General features: G+C 63.1%; 18 protein-coding genes. 11 read left to right on the forward strand and 7 right to left on the reverse strand.

Features of this window, described 5'->3' with window-relative positions; genetic code table 11:
• Positions 1 to 57 precede the first annotated feature (57 nt).
• The 10 genes from A6M56_RS00380 (at position 58) to A6M56_RS00425 (ending at position 9,759) form a co-directional block, all read left to right on the forward strand.
• Entirely contained in the window at positions 58 to 570 is a 513-nt protein-coding gene (locus tag A6M56_RS00380) for a hypothetical protein (RefSeq protein WP_017513000.1), read from the forward strand.
• Between the two features lie 15 nt (positions 571 to 585).
• Complete coding sequence (locus tag A6M56_RS00385) at positions 586 to 3,462, forward strand: type VI secretion system Vgr family protein (RefSeq protein WP_017513001.1); 2,877 nt, start codon at positions 586 to 588, stop codon at positions 3,460 to 3,462.
• Between the two features lie 28 nt (positions 3,463 to 3,490).
• Complete coding sequence (locus A6M56_RS00390) at positions 3,491 to 4,342, forward strand: DUF4123 domain-containing protein (protein WP_017513002.1); 852 nt, start codon at positions 3,491 to 3,493, stop codon at positions 4,340 to 4,342.
• On the forward strand, positions 4,339 to 4,881 hold the full coding sequence (locus tag A6M56_RS00395) for a DUF3304 domain-containing protein (protein ID WP_017513003.1): 543 nt from the start codon (positions 4,339 to 4,341) through the stop codon (positions 4,879 to 4,881). The genes A6M56_RS00390 and A6M56_RS00395 overlap by 4 nt, the downstream gene beginning before the upstream one ends.
• A 1-nt stretch (position 4,882) precedes the next feature.
• Complete coding sequence (locus A6M56_RS00400; RefSeq protein WP_039376341.1) at positions 4,883 to 7,162, forward strand: T6SS phospholipase effector Tle1-like catalytic domain-containing protein; 2,280 nt, start codon at positions 4,883 to 4,885, stop codon at positions 7,160 to 7,162.
• A gap of 365 nt (positions 7,163 to 7,527) precedes the next feature.
• Positions 7,528 to 7,845, forward strand: coding sequence for a hypothetical protein (locus A6M56_RS00405; RefSeq protein WP_017514042.1), 318 nt, complete (start codon positions 7,528 to 7,530; stop codon positions 7,843 to 7,845).
• A 231-nt stretch (positions 7,846 to 8,076) separates the two neighbouring features.
• Entirely contained in the window at positions 8,077 to 8,736 is a 660-nt protein-coding gene (locus A6M56_RS00410; RefSeq protein ID WP_017514041.1) for a hypothetical protein, read from the forward strand.
• Between the two features lie 59 nt (positions 8,737 to 8,795).
• Positions 8,796 to 9,146 carry a hypothetical protein gene (locus A6M56_RS00415; protein WP_038316601.1) on the forward strand — a complete coding sequence of 117 codons (351 nt, stop codon included), beginning with the start codon at positions 8,796 to 8,798 and terminating at the stop codon, positions 9,144 to 9,146.
• Positions 9,139 to 9,483 (forward strand): hypothetical protein, encoded by a 345-nt coding sequence (locus tag A6M56_RS00420; protein ID WP_017514039.1) that lies wholly within the window; start codon positions 9,139 to 9,141, stop codon positions 9,481 to 9,483. The genes A6M56_RS00415 and A6M56_RS00420 overlap by 8 nt, the downstream gene beginning before the upstream one ends.
• A gap of 21 nt (positions 9,484 to 9,504) precedes the next feature.
• Positions 9,505 to 9,759, forward strand: a complete 255-nt coding sequence (locus A6M56_RS00425) for a hypothetical protein (protein WP_017514038.1) — start codon at positions 9,505 to 9,507, stop codon at positions 9,757 to 9,759.
• 37 nt (positions 9,760 to 9,796) lie between these two features.
• On the opposite strand, the gene A6M56_RS00430 is transcribed toward A6M56_RS00425, so the two are convergent.
• From A6M56_RS00430 to A6M56_RS00450, 5 genes are read right to left on the reverse strand one after another with little or no spacing between them, the layout of a single operon-like run.
• Entirely contained in the window at positions 9,797 to 10,993 is a 1,197-nt protein-coding gene (locus A6M56_RS00430; protein WP_017514037.1) for a tyrosine-type recombinase/integrase, read from the reverse strand.
• A 46-nt stretch (positions 10,994 to 11,039) separates the two neighbouring features.
• On the reverse strand, positions 11,040 to 11,681 hold the full coding sequence (locus A6M56_RS00435) for a DUF6904 family protein (protein ID WP_017514036.1): 642 nt from the start codon (positions 11,679 to 11,681) through the stop codon (positions 11,040 to 11,042).
• A 14-nt stretch (positions 11,682 to 11,695) separates the two neighbouring features.
• On the reverse strand, positions 11,696 to 11,971 hold the full coding sequence (locus tag A6M56_RS00440; RefSeq protein WP_017514035.1) for a type II toxin-antitoxin system RelE/ParE family toxin: 276 nt from the start codon (positions 11,969 to 11,971) through the stop codon (positions 11,696 to 11,698).
• Positions 11,971 to 12,240, reverse strand: coding sequence for a CopG family ribbon-helix-helix protein (locus A6M56_RS00445; protein WP_017514034.1), 270 nt, complete (start codon positions 12,238 to 12,240; stop codon positions 11,971 to 11,973). Before A6M56_RS00445 ends, A6M56_RS00440 begins: the two co-directional genes overlap by 1 nt.
• 51 nt (positions 12,241 to 12,291) lie before the next feature.
• On the reverse strand, positions 12,292 to 12,987 hold the full coding sequence (locus A6M56_RS00450) for a GIN domain-containing protein (RefSeq protein ID WP_017514033.1): 696 nt from the start codon (positions 12,985 to 12,987) through the stop codon (positions 12,292 to 12,294).
• A 254-nt stretch (positions 12,988 to 13,241) separates the two neighbouring features.
• Between A6M56_RS00450 and A6M56_RS00455 the strand changes: the two genes are divergently transcribed.
• Positions 13,242 to 14,279 (forward strand): DNA-binding protein, encoded by a 1,038-nt coding sequence (locus A6M56_RS00455; RefSeq protein WP_017515764.1) that lies wholly within the window; start codon positions 13,242 to 13,244, stop codon positions 14,277 to 14,279.
• A gap of 7 nt (positions 14,280 to 14,286) precedes the next feature.
• Here the strand turns inward: A6M56_RS00455 and A6M56_RS00460 are convergent, their stop codons facing one another.
• Positions 14,287 to 14,451, reverse strand: coding sequence for a hypothetical protein (locus tag A6M56_RS00460; protein ID WP_156174057.1), 165 nt, complete (start codon positions 14,449 to 14,451; stop codon positions 14,287 to 14,289).
• Between the two features lie 48 nt (positions 14,452 to 14,499).
• Positions 14,500 to 15,024 carry a cytochrome b gene (locus A6M56_RS00465; RefSeq protein WP_049286305.1) on the reverse strand — a complete coding sequence of 175 codons (525 nt, stop codon included), beginning with the start codon at positions 15,022 to 15,024 and terminating at the stop codon, positions 14,500 to 14,502.
• Between the last annotated feature and the right edge of the window lie 148 nt (positions 15,025 to 15,172).

Below are 15,172 nucleotides of genomic sequence, written 5' to 3' on the forward strand. Positions count from 1 at the left end.
GCCCGCGGAACCCGACCGCCCACTGTCTGGGAGCAAGGCCGATGGATCAAGGCCGGCTTGCCGCGCGATGGGTGGATTCGCGTCGCTGCCGACGAGGGCGACGCCGGTGTCGGCACGTGTGACCGATGCCGTGGCGTGTTCACGGGGCCGGTGCACGTATTACGTCATCACAACTACCACGGCGTGCTGCGCGTCGACGAAGACTGTTCCCGCGAGTTGCGGGTGAAACCGCAACAGAGCGAGCCGAAGCCGCCGCCGCGCAGCCGGGCGACCAAGCGCCTCTTATGGCTGACCCGCGCATGGAAGCGCGGCGGCAGTTTCGATGGCCCCATGTCGCTTCCGGCCGATGGCTATGTGACCACGGTGTGGCGGCAGGAGAACGGATGGCGTTACGAAATTCGCCCCATCCGGCAAACCGAAATCTGTCGGGCAGAAACGGGCTATGCCTCTGATGAGGCTGCGCGCCTAGCAGCGTTCGATGCCATTACCGAACTTCTCGAAAACAAATCCCCCCGCCCAGATCCTGCGCGCGTGCAGCCGCCGGTGGATGGTTGGACATTGCACCTGTAACGGGCAGATCGCCGCATGGAAGTCACAACCCTTCTTCAGAACCTCTTCGCCCCCACACGCCGCCTGTACACGCTGGAAGGCGACGGGCCGCTTGCGGATCTGGCGGTGGAAGCCTGGCTCGGTCGCGAGGCACTGTCCGAACTGTTCGAATGGCGCGTGGTGGCCGTCAGCGCCAATGCGCGCATCGCGCTCAAATCATTGCTGGGCCAGCGGGTCACGCTGGTCACGACGCTGGCCGATGGTACGCAGACCAAGCGCACGGGCCTGATCCGCCTGGCTGAGAAGCTCGGCGCGGACGGCAGCCTCACGCGCTATCGCCTGACGGTGGTGCCATGGTTCTGGCTGACCACGCAGCAGCGCCACAGCCAGGTGTTCCAGAATCGGCCGCTCGCTGACATCATTGAGCAGATGCTGTCGCCGTACGAGCCGTACGCCTCGTGGCGCTACGCGGCCGGTGCCGAAGCACGCATGAGCGATTTCGGTACACGCGCGCACATCGCGCAGTTTCGCGAGACGGACTACCACTTCGTCACACGCCTTCTCGCCGAGGCGGGGCTCGGCTTCACCACGGTGGAAGACGACCAGGCGCACGGCGGCCACACGCTGGTGATCTTTGCCGACAGCACGCAGCTGCCGGAAGACACGGAGTCGGCTGCGGCCGGCGGCATCCGCTTCCACCGCGCGCACAGCCTGGAAGAGCGCGACGCCATCCAGCAACTGGCCTGCCACACCCGCACAACTGCCGGCGGCGTTGCCGTGGCCGCGTGGGACCCGGAAGGCAAGCACAGCGTGCGTGCCCATGCGCCCGCGCGCTTTGCCACCAGCGCCGGCAGCCCCGACGCGTATCTGTCCATCAGCCCGTCGCTGGCGCCGGATTCCGCCAATGCCCAGCGCATTGCCGAGCAGGTCATGGAAAGCCTGGAGGCGCGCGCACTGCTGTTCTCGGGGCGAGGCACGGTGCGCACGCTGCGCAGCGGTACGCGTCTGCAGGTGGTGGATTGCCCGCACCTGCCGCAAGACGTGGAAGGCGCCTATCCGCTGTTGATGGATCTGGTCGAGCACTGCGGCATCAACAACCTGACCGTCGATACGCACAACGCGCTCAGCCAGCGTTTGGGCGGGCTCGATGCCGCGCTGGCATTCGATACGCCGCCCAGCGCGCCGGAATCCGGCCCGGGCGTTTTTGGTTTCCAAGAAGCAGAAGGCCCCGTCGAACGCAGCACGCCGACTGGCGATCTGCTCAAAGCAGCACGCGCGCACGGTTACGCTGGCGTCTTCCGCGCCGGCGACGCACGCCGGCCCTGGCGCCCGGCCGTGACTGAACCCGATTGCGGCCGTCTCTACGCGGCGCCCACCGCGCAAGGCGTACACAGCGCCATCGTGGTCGGCCCGGACGGCCAGACCCAAGCCGGCGGAGACGGCGAGCACCATGCCAGCCCCGCAGGTGAAATCCGCGTGCGCTTTCCCTGGCAACAAGGCGAGCGTGCAGATGACCGAAGCAGCCGCTGGGTACGCGTCGCGCAGCGGCAGGCCGGTTCCGGCATGGGCTGGCAATGGCTGCCGCGCATTGGGCAGGAAGTGCTCGTCAAGTTCAGCGAAGACGATGTCGACCAGCCGGTCGTCATTGGTGCCCTCTACAACGGTCAGGGCGAGGCCGGCGTTGCGCCGACGCCCGGCGGCCAAACCGCAGCTCAAATGGACACGGCCGCACTCTACAAACAAGGCAGCGATACGGCCCCGAGCGCCCAGGGTAACGTGGCGGGCGGCCACAGCCCCGCCTGGCACGGCATGGGCACCGACGCGGACGGACACCGCAACGCTGCTGCGCACACCGGCTTCAAGAGCGCCGAACACGGCGGCAGCGGCTACAACCAGCTCGTCTTCGATGACAGCGATGGTCAGTTGCGCACGCAGCTTGCCACCACGCAGCTACACAGCCAGATCAACCTTGGCCACCTCGTTCACCAACAGGACAACCGGCGCGGCAGCTTCCGTGGTCAGGGCTTCGAGCTGCGCACCGACGGCCACGCCGCCGTGCGCGGCCAGGCCGGACTGCTGCTGACCACCTACCGCGACGCCGCCAGCGGCAAAGCTGTGCCCACAGGCGACAACGCCGCCGGCATTGCCCTCATCAAGCAGGCCAAGGCGCTCACCCAATCGCTGGGCCAAGGGGCCGTCACCCATCAGACCGCTGGCCTGTCGTCGGCGAAGGACGAGAATGCGCCGCTGGCCAAGCAGGAGAAGGCCGCCGCCGGCATGGTGGACGGCAAGGCGCTCGATGCGGCGAAGCAGGATGCCAGCGCCGGCAACACCAGCACGCCGGGCAAGGTGCCACACCAGGGCGAGGCGATGGTGCATGCGAACGGCCGCGCCGGGTTGGTCATGGTGGCCGGTCAGGATCTGCAGTTGGCCAACGGCGAGAGCATCGCCCTGGGCAGCGGCCAGGACACCAACATCGCCGTCGGCAAACAGGCGCGCATGCACGCTGGGCAAGCGATCGGCGTGGCGGCGGGCCTGTCCAAGGCGGGTGACAACAACATCGGCCTGCAACTGACCGCCGGCCAGGGCAACATCGACGTTCAGGCGCAGCACGACACGCTGAAGCTCATGGCCAAGGATGACCTGAAATTAGTGTCGGCCAACATGAACGTGGATTTTGCGGCGGCCAAGCGGATTCGCCTGGCGACGGCGGCCGGTGCAGCCATTACGCTGGAGGACGGCAACATCACCGTCGAGTGCTCCGGGCCGATTACCTACAAGGCCGCGCAGCGCACCTTTGATGGGCCGGTGAACCAGTCGTATCCGTTGCCGGCGTTTCCACAGAGCATCTGTGTCGAATGCATGTTGCGCGCAATGGCTGGCGGTCATTCGCTCGGTAGCAGGAACGGCTGATTTAGCAGACATCGAGGTCATTGGCACCATGGCAACCCGTTTCCAGATTCAACGCAGACGCTCGGATGAACCTGCTTGGGTGAACGATTTCCCGGATAGCGCTCTGGCACAACTTTTTGGCGCATTGCCGGAGGCGAACGTGTATGCCTTGGTCGACAACGCGTTCGATACCGGTTTCGCGCAGCGGCTACGCTCGCGGTTTCCGGGCTTGCATCCGCAGTCACTCTACGAGGGGCGCTATGACGGGCCCGGCTTGGCAGAAATCGCCCCCTCCGTGGTCCGCATACCGGTTGAAGAATCCGAACGGCGTACGTTCCTTGAGTTCGTTCTGAATGAGACTTCGGGCAAGCCGATGCTGAGCTTCTTGCATCGCATCGCGTCGGCTCTTGATCCAGTCGCGCACCTCCAGGACCAGATGGAAGCTGTGGACCATGAGGGGAAGGCGTTCCTGATCCGCTTCGCGGATACCCGCTCGTTGGATGCGCTGCTGCAGGTGTTTGATGACGCGCAGCGTGAGCGCTTCCTGAATGGGTTGCGGTGGTGGTACTTCCGACGCGATGGCAGGTTGCAGGCTGTCGGTCACCCTGACGATGCTTCAGCCGACCGGACTGACGAACCCTATGTCTTCAGTCGGGAGCAGATGGATCGTCTTGATGCGCTGGCTCGCCCGGATGGCCTGCTGAGACTCATTCAGACGAACGTGCATTGGTGGGGAGAACTAACAGGTACACCATCTCAGGCGCATAGCTGCATTCGGATGGCGCTGGATAGCCCCGAGTTCAACGCGGGCGCGCATGACGCAGTGGTTTTTCGAGTAGTCGCCGGTGCATTGAGTGAAGCTGGTTTGCTGCAGTCGCAAGAAACGACGGAACAGTCATGAAAATTCGAACATGGATGGCACTCGTGTTGGTGGTGTTGGCCACGCTCAGCGCCGGCTGCAAGCCTGCGGAGCAGGCGAATGCTGCCCAGCAAGATGAAGACCTCGGCCTTGAGGTCCGAGTGCTCAACTACATGGATGAGGGACTCGACATCGTTTATGTAAACGGCGTTTGGGTAGGAAGTGAGAAGCGCCATGCAGGGGGTTTTGGTGTTGCAGGGGCAATCGGTGTGCCACGCAAGTGGCATCCAGGTCTTACAGTAGAAGTTGAATGGCAGGACGACACGCTCTACCGGAAGGACCATGATGCGACATACAAGGCACAGGTCCCCGTCGAGCCGTATCCTGACGGCGATCCAAGTTCGCTTTGGCTAGCGTTTTACCCAGGCAAGAAGATAAGAGCCATTGCTTCGCGCTATACGCCTCTCAATCCCAAATTTCCAGGCGGACTGAAGTATCCAGAAGACGCTTGCATGGCGGACAAGGCGTGCGCCGCCAAGTTCTATCCCGAGCGCATGGCGTCATCCAGCCAGGAGCGATGAGATGGCCGAACTCGAACGACTGCAGCCAAATCCCTTCGCCCTAACGCTGGACGAGAAGGGACGGTGCATGGCGAACAACATTGAGGCCTTCTCAGGGCAATGCACCGAGGAATTGCGAATCGGGATCTTCTTCGATGGCACCAACAACAACAAGGATCGGGACGCACCCAAGCACGCCCACAGTAACGTAGCGCGGCTGTACGACATCTTTGAGCGGAAGAAAAATCAGGTGGCCTTCTATGTGCCCGGCATCGGGACACCGTTCGAGAAAGAAATCGGCGACACCGGCCGCGGCTATGACGCACGGGCGGGGCTGATGGCGGGCTGGGGCGGTGAAGCCCGCATCAATTGGGCATTGCTGAAACTAACCGATGCGCTTTACCAGCTGTTTTACGGAGATGATCTGAGTAGGGCGATGGGCACCGAAGATCTGAAGGTGCTTCGCAAAATCTCGGGCGATTTGAGCTTCCCTGTACATAAGCGCGCGGAAGCCGGCGCACGCGACGAGGCGCAGAAGATCAAAGACGAAGTGGAGCAACTGAATGACGCAGGGACGGGGCGCACGCTCGCCGTCGCGTTGGACACGGCGGACAACATTCCCAATGCCATTCCGCGCAAGCAGGAGTTGCAACGGCGGCGCGAGTTCCTTTCGCAAAAGCTGAAGGCACTCATCGCCGACCGCAAGCCGAAGCTCCAGCGCATTCGCCTGTACGTGTTCGGATTCTCACGCGGCGCGGCGGAAGCTCGGGTGTTCAGCAACTGGCTGGAAGATGCGTTCGACCCAGGTATGACGCTGGCTGGTGTCGAGGTGAGCTTCGATTTCCTCGGAATCTTGGATACTGTCGCGTCCGTGGGGTTCGCCCAAAGCTCCATGTTCTCCACCGGCCACGGCGGGTGGGGCCAAGAGGAATTCCTACGCATTCCGAAATATGTCAATCGGACGGTCCACTTGATTTCCTCACACGAAATACGTGGCTCGTTCCCGTTGGACAAGGCGGTCGCCAGGGATCTGCTCGAAATCGCCTATCCAGGCGTCCACACGGATGTGGGCGGGGCATACCGGCCAGGGGACCAAGGCCGTGGTTGCAGGGCCGACGGAACACCCGACGACAGCACCAAGCTCTCGCAAGTGACACTTGCCAAGATGTATCGGGAAGCCGTTGCTGCCGGCGTGCCGTTGAAGCCGTCAGCGGATCTTCCACCTCGGGTTCTGGATGCACTCAAGATCTCGCCCCAACTGATCAAGGACTACAACGCGTACGTTGATGCGGTGAATCCGCTTATCAAAAAGAAGGGCGGAGGAACTACTGGCGCAGCACACGTGCAATACGGCTTGTACCTGCGTTGGCGTCGGCTGCGCCTGGGCAGCGGACCCGATGCCTTTGAGAACCAACCCTTTTTCAGGCGAGCACAGAATTACAGTGCTCAGTGCGCACAGGATCTGAGCGGCGCAAACGAAGAATTGCGCGAAGAAGCCAAGACGATGTCGGAGATGGAAAACTCCATCCTGTACTCAGATGGCTGGATGGCGGCGGTATTCCGCAGGTCAGGTGTGGCCGCTGAGGCGTTGATCAGACTCCACCGTGCCATATGGGGCGACAAAGTTGCACAGTGGCGAGAGGTCAAAGAGTATTGGAATGACACGTCGCCGTTGGACCCGAGGATCGTCAAGTTCTTTGACGACTACGTGCACGACTCGCGTGCGTGGTTCAAGCCAATGGGCGCCACCAATGAAGGGGTCTGGAAGCTGAGGGAAAAAAACCGGCTGGAAGACCTCAAGCGCAAAGATGCCGAGTGGAACGCCAGATGGAAGGCGGAGTGGCAGAAGATGAGCGCGGACCTCCAGCGGGACCCGCGCGGAACGATCGAGCGCTATGCGCCGGTTTCTGACGGCGGCAAGGGTGAAGTCGCGCCGCCACCGCCACCAGTTATGGGTCAGGATCGCATCGATTTGGACCGCTATCTGAAGGACGGCACGCTGCCGTTGGAGAAAACCGGACGCGAGTTCAGTTCAGTATGGGGGTATCTACGCTGGCGCACACACTTCGCGCCGGAGCTGACGCTGGGCGAGCGTGCGCAAGCGGCGTGGGACCGTGTGGCGGCGGTGCCTGGCAAGGTAGCGGACACAGTCTCCCAGAAGGTCGGCGAAGTCGCGCATAGCGCAGAAGAGGGTCTAGCGAGCACAGCTCGCAAGCTCTTGTCTGCCGGCCAAGACGCGCTGGAACGTGGTGCGAAGCGCGTCCTGGAGCAGTACTCAGGCGGCGGGGTCCCCATGCTTTGACGCAGCCAGGAAACAGGCATTTCCTCAGCTGACTTCGACCTCCCAATCGTCCTGCTCGGACTCGGGATCGCGAGCCTGCTCGCTTCCATGGGGATGACTGATACGGGTGCCTCCACGGATGAGGAGGCGCTGCGCTCTATGGCCGCACAGCGACGTGTATTGCGTGCAATCGCCTATGTCTTCATGGGAATCGGAGGGTTGATGCTGCTGCCGTTGCTGGTCTTCAGCGTTGTCGGAATCTCCGGGGCGCCTTGATCGCATAAACAGCATTTCCGTCCTGTTTTCGAGAGACCTCCATGCCTGACCGATCCGACCCACCTTCGCCACATTCCCGCGCCGCTGTCGACTGCCAAGGTGGGCAGCGGATGGACTACCCCGACGGTAGCTTCATGGTCACGTTGCCAGGCGTCGCCACGGTTCACTGCTCACGCGACGGTGACATCGACGGGCGGACGCCGGCTATCCGCGCAGTCACCATCGCCGATCTCTCGAAGGTTGTGAAACACAGCATCATCCGCCTCTACGACACCGTGTCCCATACGGTGCACTTCGCAGGCGGCGGAGTTGTTTCCTACCTGCACGGCGTCGATGGGACCGGCTTTGAATTCAACTGTCGCAACGTCGTTTTCGAGATTTCCGAGGCGGGACAGGTGCTGGTGCTCGGCACCTATATCGAGCAGTAGTCGTTTAGATCCGCCCGAGGGCAGACCATCGTTGCCATCTTCGTGACTGCGTTTGCGTTTGGTTCGGACCAATGGCAGAATCATCACGGGCGCGCATCGCCGCCTGGGCTCCCAGCCCAAGTTTTGAGCGGCTTAAACTGGCACGAATTCATCTCTTCCTTCCGCGTCGCATGATTGTCAAAGGCGGCGGACGCTAAACGCTCAACGTTCGCTGTGCTCTGAGAGACAACCATGGACCAGTTCTCCCGCTGGAGCGGCATCGCGCACGCCCTCCTTGTCAAGCAAGCTCCCAAAATCAAACTCGGCCAAGTGCATCAGCTCCTCGCTGCCTGCCTCGGCCACCGAACGTACGCGTCGCTTCGCGCGACGGATCTCGACACCCTGAATGGCAAGCCCCACTATGTCCTGTTCGACGATGCGGCGGGACTCGCACGCGCGGAGGACCTCGGACTTGCCGTGACTGAAGCGCAGTGGCGAGACGTTTCCTTGGCGCTTCGACCCAGCGGCATTACGCCATTTTGGCTGACCACCATCGGCGGCATGCACAACGCGGCTGAACTTGTTTTCGAGGACACGTCCAATTCCCGAATCCACGCCATCCAGCGATTGGTCGGTTACCCGGATGTCAAGAGAGCGACCTCAAGCCGCTGCCATTGCGCCGAAGATCAAGTGCCGGATATTCTGAGGATTGAGGTTTCAGGGGACGCCTACGCCTACAACCAAGAAACATCGTTCGCGGTACCCGTGATCGCGATCGTGGAGTTTCCAAAGGTCGGCCAACGCATGTACGGACACGGCACGATTGTCTCGGTCGAGCAGAAGGGAGCGCCGGAGCCGCGTATCTTGGAAGACGTGGATGCGGGTGAGTTTTACTGGATGCCTGAAGAATAGCGGCCCGCTGACCGCGCTCTGACTTTGCCGGCTCAGGCCGTATCAACAAGGGAGAAATGGTGGGACAAGCAAAACAACGCGGGACCAAAGAACAACGGGTGGCGCAAGCGCACGCCAAACTGGCGGCGCTGCGCCCGGAGACGCTGGTGTGCGGCAGCTGCAAAACGGCGTTTGCCGAGTTTGAGGCGCTGGGCACGCGCGGCCTGGCCGGTATCGATGCGGCCTTTGGCGGGCCGTGCCCGACGTGCGGGGAGTCGGTCGTCGCATTCAAGGGCGACTCCGATGCGGTGGCCGATTCCATCCTTGCGTGGCAGGACATGATTGGCAGCGAAGGCGTCGTCGGCAGCCAATCGTCCGATGGGCGCTACCTCCCGCTCGACGGCCCGTCCGGAGGTACTCACCATGGGTGAGGCCAAGCGGCGCGGCAGTCAGACAGAACGTGTGGAGGCTGCCATTGGCGCGGTACCGAGCCCCGAGGCCATGCGCGAAAGTATGGGTTTTGCGGCGTCCGCGAAGTTCGTGGGCTACGTCGTGCACCTGCCCGATAGCGACGAATTCCTGGCCGATGCCATGGAGTCCCAACGCGGGGTCACGGTCTATCGGTATGGTGCCAACCCGGACCTGGCCAAGGTGTTCGCAGACTATCGCGGCGCCGCCAAGCAGGCGGCCCAGATCCAAAAGCATAGGACCGTGGTGGCCTACTTGTTCGACCACGACAATCAGTGGCTGGTCGGTTTCACGGACTGACCTCGGCCCGTCGGTAGTGCAATGAAGACCTTTTATGGGTTCCGTCTGAGGCCGAAATCGGGTGCGAGCGGTTCGCACTCGCATCCGATTCTTCCGCCACCGCTCAACGTGGAAGCCCGCGAGCGGTTGCGTTGGCGCATCGTAGACCTCGACAAGAACCCGGTCGAGATGAATGAGGATGAGCTACGTGCCTGGTTGCTCTCGATCCCAGACGACGAACTGAACGAGTTGATCGCCTTGTCGGATTGGACGCACCCCGACGACAAAGCTGGATGACTCAGGCTGTCCCTCTACGGTACCTACCTGGGTACGCTTAGGTGCCCCAGCCCAGCCGGTGGTTCGCCTGCGTCGCCGCGTGGCGCAGATCCTCTTCGGTGTGCAGGTAGATGCTGGTCGTGGTGAGCGACGCGTGGCCGAGGTTGTCGCGCACGAAACGCAGGTCGACATGGCTGTCGGTCATGTGGGTGCCGGCGGTATGGCGCAGCCAGTGGGACGATGCGCTGGCCAGCCGATCCGCCTGCACGTTGAACTCAGGCCCCTGAGACCGCAGCCGGTCAGCCGCCAGCTTGAACACCTCTTTGACGATCAAGTGAATCGCCGCGCGCGAGAGCGGCTTTTCCGGTCTGATCACGGGCAGCAGCAAAGGGCGCGTTTCACCGGCCTGCGGCGACGGCGGCAAGCCACAGATGCGCCGGTAGCGTGCCAGTTCCGCGATCAGTTCGTCGGTGGCAGGGACCAGTCGTGTCTTGTCGCCCTTGCCCTTGACCTCGATCCACCAGCGCTCGACGCCAGTGGCATCGCGTCGGCAGAACACCGCGCCCATCGGCGTACTGGCGATTTCCGCCGCACGCAGGCCGGCGAGGTACAAGACCGAGAACAGCCACCGGCAACGGGCCGCATGCAGCCGGTCGCGTTCGGTCGTGACGGGCATCGTCTCGATCGTGGCTCGAACGGTATCCCAAAGGTCGTGCGTCAGGTACCGCGTCACGCGCGGCGGCGCCTTGGTGCCGCGCCGGCGTGCGAGCGACAACGGATTGCCGGCCAGATACCCCGCTTCGACGAGCCAAGCGAACAGCGCGTTGAGGATCGTCATCGCATGCCGCACGCTCGTGGGCGACAGCGGGCCGGCAAACGGGCGCCAATCGGGCGATGTTCGCGCCAGCTTCTTGCGCGAGGCCATGACCCAGCGCCATGCCGGCTGCGGGTCGGCCAGGAAGCGCTCATACACCAACAGGTCTTCGTGCGTGAGCGAGGACAGCGGCTTGCCGTGCTGCAGGATCGCCCACAACATCAGGCGCTCGGCTTCCTTGCGATAGGTCGCAACCGTGCCTGGAACCGCGGCATAGCGTGCGAGCCACGCAGCAACGGCGGACAGATCATCGTCCGCCGTGATTTGGCGGGTGCCTGCGCGCGCACGGTTGCCGCCGTTGGCCCCCGATAGTACCGGCGGGATGCGCAACTGCTCGATGGCCTGTGCGGGGCCGTTGAACGAAGGAACAAGCTGGGTCATCAATGAAGAGGTGCGGTCAGGTCAGCCGGAATGGACTGCATGTGCATCACCACTCGAAGTCCGGCCAGTCTTCATCGCTGTCGATGAAGGCGGTGGGCGGGATGACATCGGGGCGCATCGTGACATCCGACTTGGCCAGGTATCCATACATCGGATCGAATGTCGCCATCACCTTGGGCAGCATCTTGAGGCGCTGTTTGGGCGGCAGCGCAATGAAGTACCGACAGCGGCTATCGAGCACGCTCTCCAGGTGCACGTAGGTCGCGTTCGAGGCGGACCGTGTGCGGTGGATGACTTCATCGGCCAACACCGGCGTGGCGGCGCGTACTGCCGATTCGACCACGTGCTCCAACTCGAACATGATCGCCTGGTCGAGCTTGTTGGTCGGGACGAAGGCCATGGCCTGGCGCAGCACGCCGACCTGGGTCAGGAGCACCGGCCACAGGACTTCGACGCCGTAAATGCGGCAGCGGTCGTCCTTGGTGTCGCCGCGATGGTCGACGCTGCGCTGCCCCGAGTAGGCTTTGCGTACGTCGTACGCGAGGCCGAGCACAAAACCCTCCTTGTCCTCGATGTAGACGCTTTCCTGCACGACGTAGTGGATGAAACCATGCAGCCGTTCCAGCGCCGCGAAATCGCCCCACAACGCGACGCCGGCATGGTTCGGCGTCAGCCGGTACTCCAGCATGGTCTTGCCTCCTGTTATCGGTCTTCGCGGGTGTGCCACAGCCGCAGCACGTAGATGGTGTCGCCCTGGATCTCGTAGCGCATCTCATACTGGCCGACGAGGATGCGCCGTACTTCGCGTGGCTCGAATTGGAACAGTTGCTCACCCACGCGCGGATTGGTCAACAGGGTCTCTGGCGCCTTGATCAACGCCTGCACTGCGCGCGCTGCCGCTGGCTGGTTCACCGGGGCGAGAAACTCGTACAGGCGTGCGAGGTCTTCCTGCGCCTTTCCAGTCCACTGCAGTTCCATCAGCGCGGCACCGCCAGCGGTTCACCGGTGCCCAGGCTGTCCGCCCAGGCCTGCACCGCTTGGTGACCGATGACGCGGCCGGCGTCCACATCGGCCAGTGCCTCACGGGTGAGGCGATCGCGCTCCTCTTCCTGGGCAATCCAGGCAGACAGCGCCTGCTTCATGATCCAGCCGCGCGAGCGTTCGAGGCGGTCGGCCAGTTGGTCAACCTTTTCGGCCAGCGGCACCGGGACGTGGGCGGTCAATACGCGGGTTTCGGTCTTGGACATGGCGTCCTCCTGAAATCGGGTCAATACAGTCGGGCGAAGTGCCCGGCGCCGTCAGCGGAATTTGATCTTGCCGGAGCCGGCCACCCGGTCGTCCCGGCGCGGCGGGTTGCCCCGCACGACGATGTCTCCGGAGCCCGCGACGCGGGCGCGCACGTCGGAGCGCACGAAGGCCTCGATGTCGCCGGAACCCGCTACTGACAGGTCGGCCGACTCGGCGATCAGCTCGCTGGCATCGACATCGCCGGAGCCCGCGACCTGCACGTGCAGGCGGGTGACCTCGCCGGAGACGGTGATGTCGCCCGAACCCTGAATCTCCAGGTCCAGGGCATCTTGCCGCAGATCGAGCAAGGTGACGTCGCCGCTGCCCTTGATCTTGACCGCGGGGGACTCGGGCAGCGCGAGGCTCACCACCGCGCGAGGCTGGCGAAGCGAAACCGTCTGCCCGGTGGCTTGGCCGTTCACGATGTCGCCCATCACCACCGAGCCGACCGTGCCGTGGAAAGTCATGTGGCCGCTGCCAAAGCTGATCGATACGCCTTCGCGCTCGATGACCAGCTTGTCGCCTTTGTACTCGGTCCGGACCGCCGCCACCGCGTCGGCACTTTCACCGGCTACCACGAGTGCGGGCGTGTCCGCGCGCCGGAACACCACATCGACCGAGCCCCTGATGACGAGCTTGCGGATCGGTTGCAGGGGACGGTCCTCCTTGATGGCGTTCTCAAGGCGATCCCAGGCAGTGTCTTTCATTGGGGAGGGCATGTTGAGGCTCATCGGCTATAGCACAGGCAAATCATTGTGATTAAAAACCAATCATAGTGATTGAACGCCGCGCAATCAACTGTCCGCCAAGTCACTTTGAGCGAGACGCGTTAGGCCGGGCCACTGTGACATGATCACTAGACAGAAGCGCCATTATGTCTAAAGACTGCGGCGGATAATAGGGAATCAATCGGTTTACGTTGTATTATTTTTCTTCCAAGACGCAAACAAAGCCCGCGACCATGACGCTCGACCCCGCTTCCACTGTGGAAGACCAAGCCCTGCAAGCCGATATCGCCGCGCTGCGCGGCCGTTTCACCGATACCCGCGAGCTTTACCGGGAGGTCTGTGCGCTGCTGTTTTTTCGCTACGGCGTCACGCCGACGGCCAACAAGCTCTACAGCCTGGTGCGCAAGGGCAGCATGAGCACGCCGACCGACGTGCTGAACCGCTTCTGGCAGGACTTGCGGGAAAAGACGCGCGTCAAGATCGACCACCCGGAGCTCCCCGACGCCATGAAGCAGGTCGCGGCCGAGGCCGTGCTGACGATCTGGCAGGCCGCCTCGTCGGCCGCGACCGGTGAACTTGCCGCGCTACGGGCCGAAGCGCGCCACCAGGTGCACGCTGCCGAGACGGCACGTGACCAGGCGGCCGCCGAATCGGAAGCTGCCCGGCAGGCGACGGCAGCGACCCAGACGCAGCTCGATGCCGTTCGCGCACAGCTCACGGAGCAGCAGGAGGCGCTGTCCACCGAACGCCAAGCCCATGCCGCGACCGATGCCCGTCTGCAGGAGGCCCGCCGGCAACTGGATGAAGCGACACGGCAGTTGACGGAGCTGCGGACCGAGTTCGGCGCTCAGCTTGAGCGTGAACGGGAACGTGCTGACGCAGCCGACATGCGCGCGGCCAGTCACGAGAAGCGAGCACTGCGCGAGATCGACCAGGAGCGTACCGCTCGCCAGAAGAGCGAGAAGCTGGCGGAAGAACTGCGCGCGCAGCTTGTGGCCACTCGGGCCGAGATACAGCAGGCGGCTGTTCAGCACGCCAACGCGATCGGCGCCTTGCGCGCGGAACTGGGCGGGGCGCAGCAGCAGGCAGACGCCGCCGTGGCTCAGCTGCGCGCGGCGGCCGATCAACTGGCGCAGACTCAGTTGCAGCTGCAGGAAGCGCTGCGACGCGCTGAGCGCGCCGAGACCGAGGCGGCAACGACGCGCCGGTTGGTAGATGTGTTGAAGAAAGCGCCAGTTGGACGCGCTGGCCAGCGGCCAAAACCGGCCTGACGCCTAATTACCAAACGAAATAACAAGCGCCGCCTTCATCACCGAGAGGCTTATGATAGCGGGTCGGCTTATCTTGGTCGGCCCGCAGGTAGCGCGCCAACAATCCGGCCGCCAGCGTCGCGGCCGAGACAGCGAGCAGCGCTATATTGAGATGACGGAAGCCGGATTCCATGAACGATGGGCCTGCACGAATAGCGACCTGGAAGAACCGTTTGCTGCGCTAGATCATGCGACGCAACAATCGGTCTTTCAGCATGAACTCATGCCAGAGCGCTGCGGCCGCATGCAGCCCAACAAAGATGTACACGAGCGTGGCACCTGACTCATGCACCTCCTTGCTGAGGCTCGCCAAGCTCTTGTCCTGCAAAAGGGGGAGCGTCAAAGTCAGCCCGAACGGCTGAATCGGCTTACCACCCCAGGCCAGCGCCAGCACGCCAAGAATGGGCATCCCGACCATCAACAGGTAGAGCACGCCATGCGTGAGGCATGCTGCACGCTGCAGCAGTTGTGGGCCAGGGACCGGTGCCGGCGGCTGGGTTCCCCAGCGGACAAATAAACGCAGCACCATCAACGCGAGCACGGACAGCCCCGCGGTCTGATGAACCGCAAATGCCGCGGTGCGCGCGGTGCTGCCTTTGGGAAAAAAGTCGTGGATCTCGATCGCCACCACGGCAATCGTGACGGCCAGGAATACCAGCCAATGCAGGGATCGCATGGCAAGGGAGTACTTCTGTTCAGAGCGCATAAAACCACCTAGAAATTGGAGTGTGTGAATCATGGCTGCGCAGTACAACATCTATGTACTCGCATGCCCCGTTACGGAGCAGCGACTTCTGATCGATCGCCGCCGCGATACGGAAAACAGTTGTTGCAGATCAAAAAGGAAAACACGT

It is taken from the genome of Ralstonia sp. RL, assembly GCF_001683835.1.
GTDB classification, from domain to species: Bacteria; Pseudomonadota; Gammaproteobacteria; order Burkholderiales; family Burkholderiaceae; genus Ralstonia; species Ralstonia mannitolilytica.

What these genes read in the sequence shown, in the direction of transcription:
- A6M56_RS00385 (WP_017513001.1), top strand. Translation starts at nt 586, where the DNA reads ATGGAAGTCACAACCCTTCTTCAGAACCTCTTCGCCCCCACACGCCGC.
- A6M56_RS00400 (WP_039376341.1), top strand. Translation starts at nt 4,883, where the DNA reads ATGGCCGAACTCGAACGACTGCAGCCAAATCCCTTCGCCCTAACGCTG.
- A6M56_RS00435 (WP_017514036.1), bottom strand. Translation starts at nt 11,681, where the DNA reads ATGCTGGAGTACCGGCTGACGCCGAACCATGCCGGCGTCGCGTTGTGG.
- A6M56_RS00410 (WP_017514041.1), top strand. Translation starts at nt 8,077, where the DNA reads ATGGACCAGTTCTCCCGCTGGAGCGGCATCGCGCACGCCCTCCTTGTC.
- A6M56_RS00425 (WP_017514038.1), top strand. Translation starts at nt 9,505, where the DNA reads ATGAAGACCTTTTATGGGTTCCGTCTGAGGCCGAAATCGGGTGCGAGC.
- A6M56_RS00395 (WP_017513003.1), top strand. Translation starts at nt 4,339, where the DNA reads ATGAAAATTCGAACATGGATGGCACTCGTGTTGGTGGTGTTGGCCACG.
- A6M56_RS00430 (WP_017514037.1), bottom strand. Translation starts at nt 10,993, where the DNA reads ATGACCCAGCTTGTTCCTTCGTTCAACGGCCCCGCACAGGCCATCGAG.
- A6M56_RS00460 (WP_156174057.1), bottom strand. Translation starts at nt 14,451, where the DNA reads ATGGAATCCGGCTTCCGTCATCTCAATATAGCGCTGCTCGCTGTCTCG.
- A6M56_RS00405 (WP_017514042.1), top strand. Translation starts at nt 7,528, where the DNA reads ATGGACTACCCCGACGGTAGCTTCATGGTCACGTTGCCAGGCGTCGCC.
- A6M56_RS00465 (WP_049286305.1), bottom strand. Translation starts at nt 15,024, where the DNA reads ATGCGCTCTGAACAGAAGTACTCCCTTGCCATGCGATCCCTGCATTGG.
- A6M56_RS00440 (WP_017514035.1), bottom strand. Translation starts at nt 11,971, where the DNA reads ATGGAACTGCAGTGGACTGGAAAGGCGCAGGAAGACCTCGCACGCCTG.
- A6M56_RS00390 (WP_017513002.1), top strand. Translation starts at nt 3,491, where the DNA reads ATGGCAACCCGTTTCCAGATTCAACGCAGACGCTCGGATGAACCTGCT.
- A6M56_RS00455 (WP_017515764.1), top strand. Translation starts at nt 13,242, where the DNA reads ATGACGCTCGACCCCGCTTCCACTGTGGAAGACCAAGCCCTGCAAGCC.
- A6M56_RS00450 (WP_017514033.1), bottom strand. Translation starts at nt 12,987, where the DNA reads ATGAAAGACACTGCCTGGGATCGCCTTGAGAACGCCATCAAGGAGGAC.
- A6M56_RS00445 (WP_017514034.1), bottom strand. Translation starts at nt 12,240, where the DNA reads ATGTCCAAGACCGAAACCCGCGTATTGACCGCCCACGTCCCGGTGCCG.
- A6M56_RS00420 (WP_017514039.1), top strand. Translation starts at nt 9,139, where the DNA reads ATGGGTGAGGCCAAGCGGCGCGGCAGTCAGACAGAACGTGTGGAGGCT.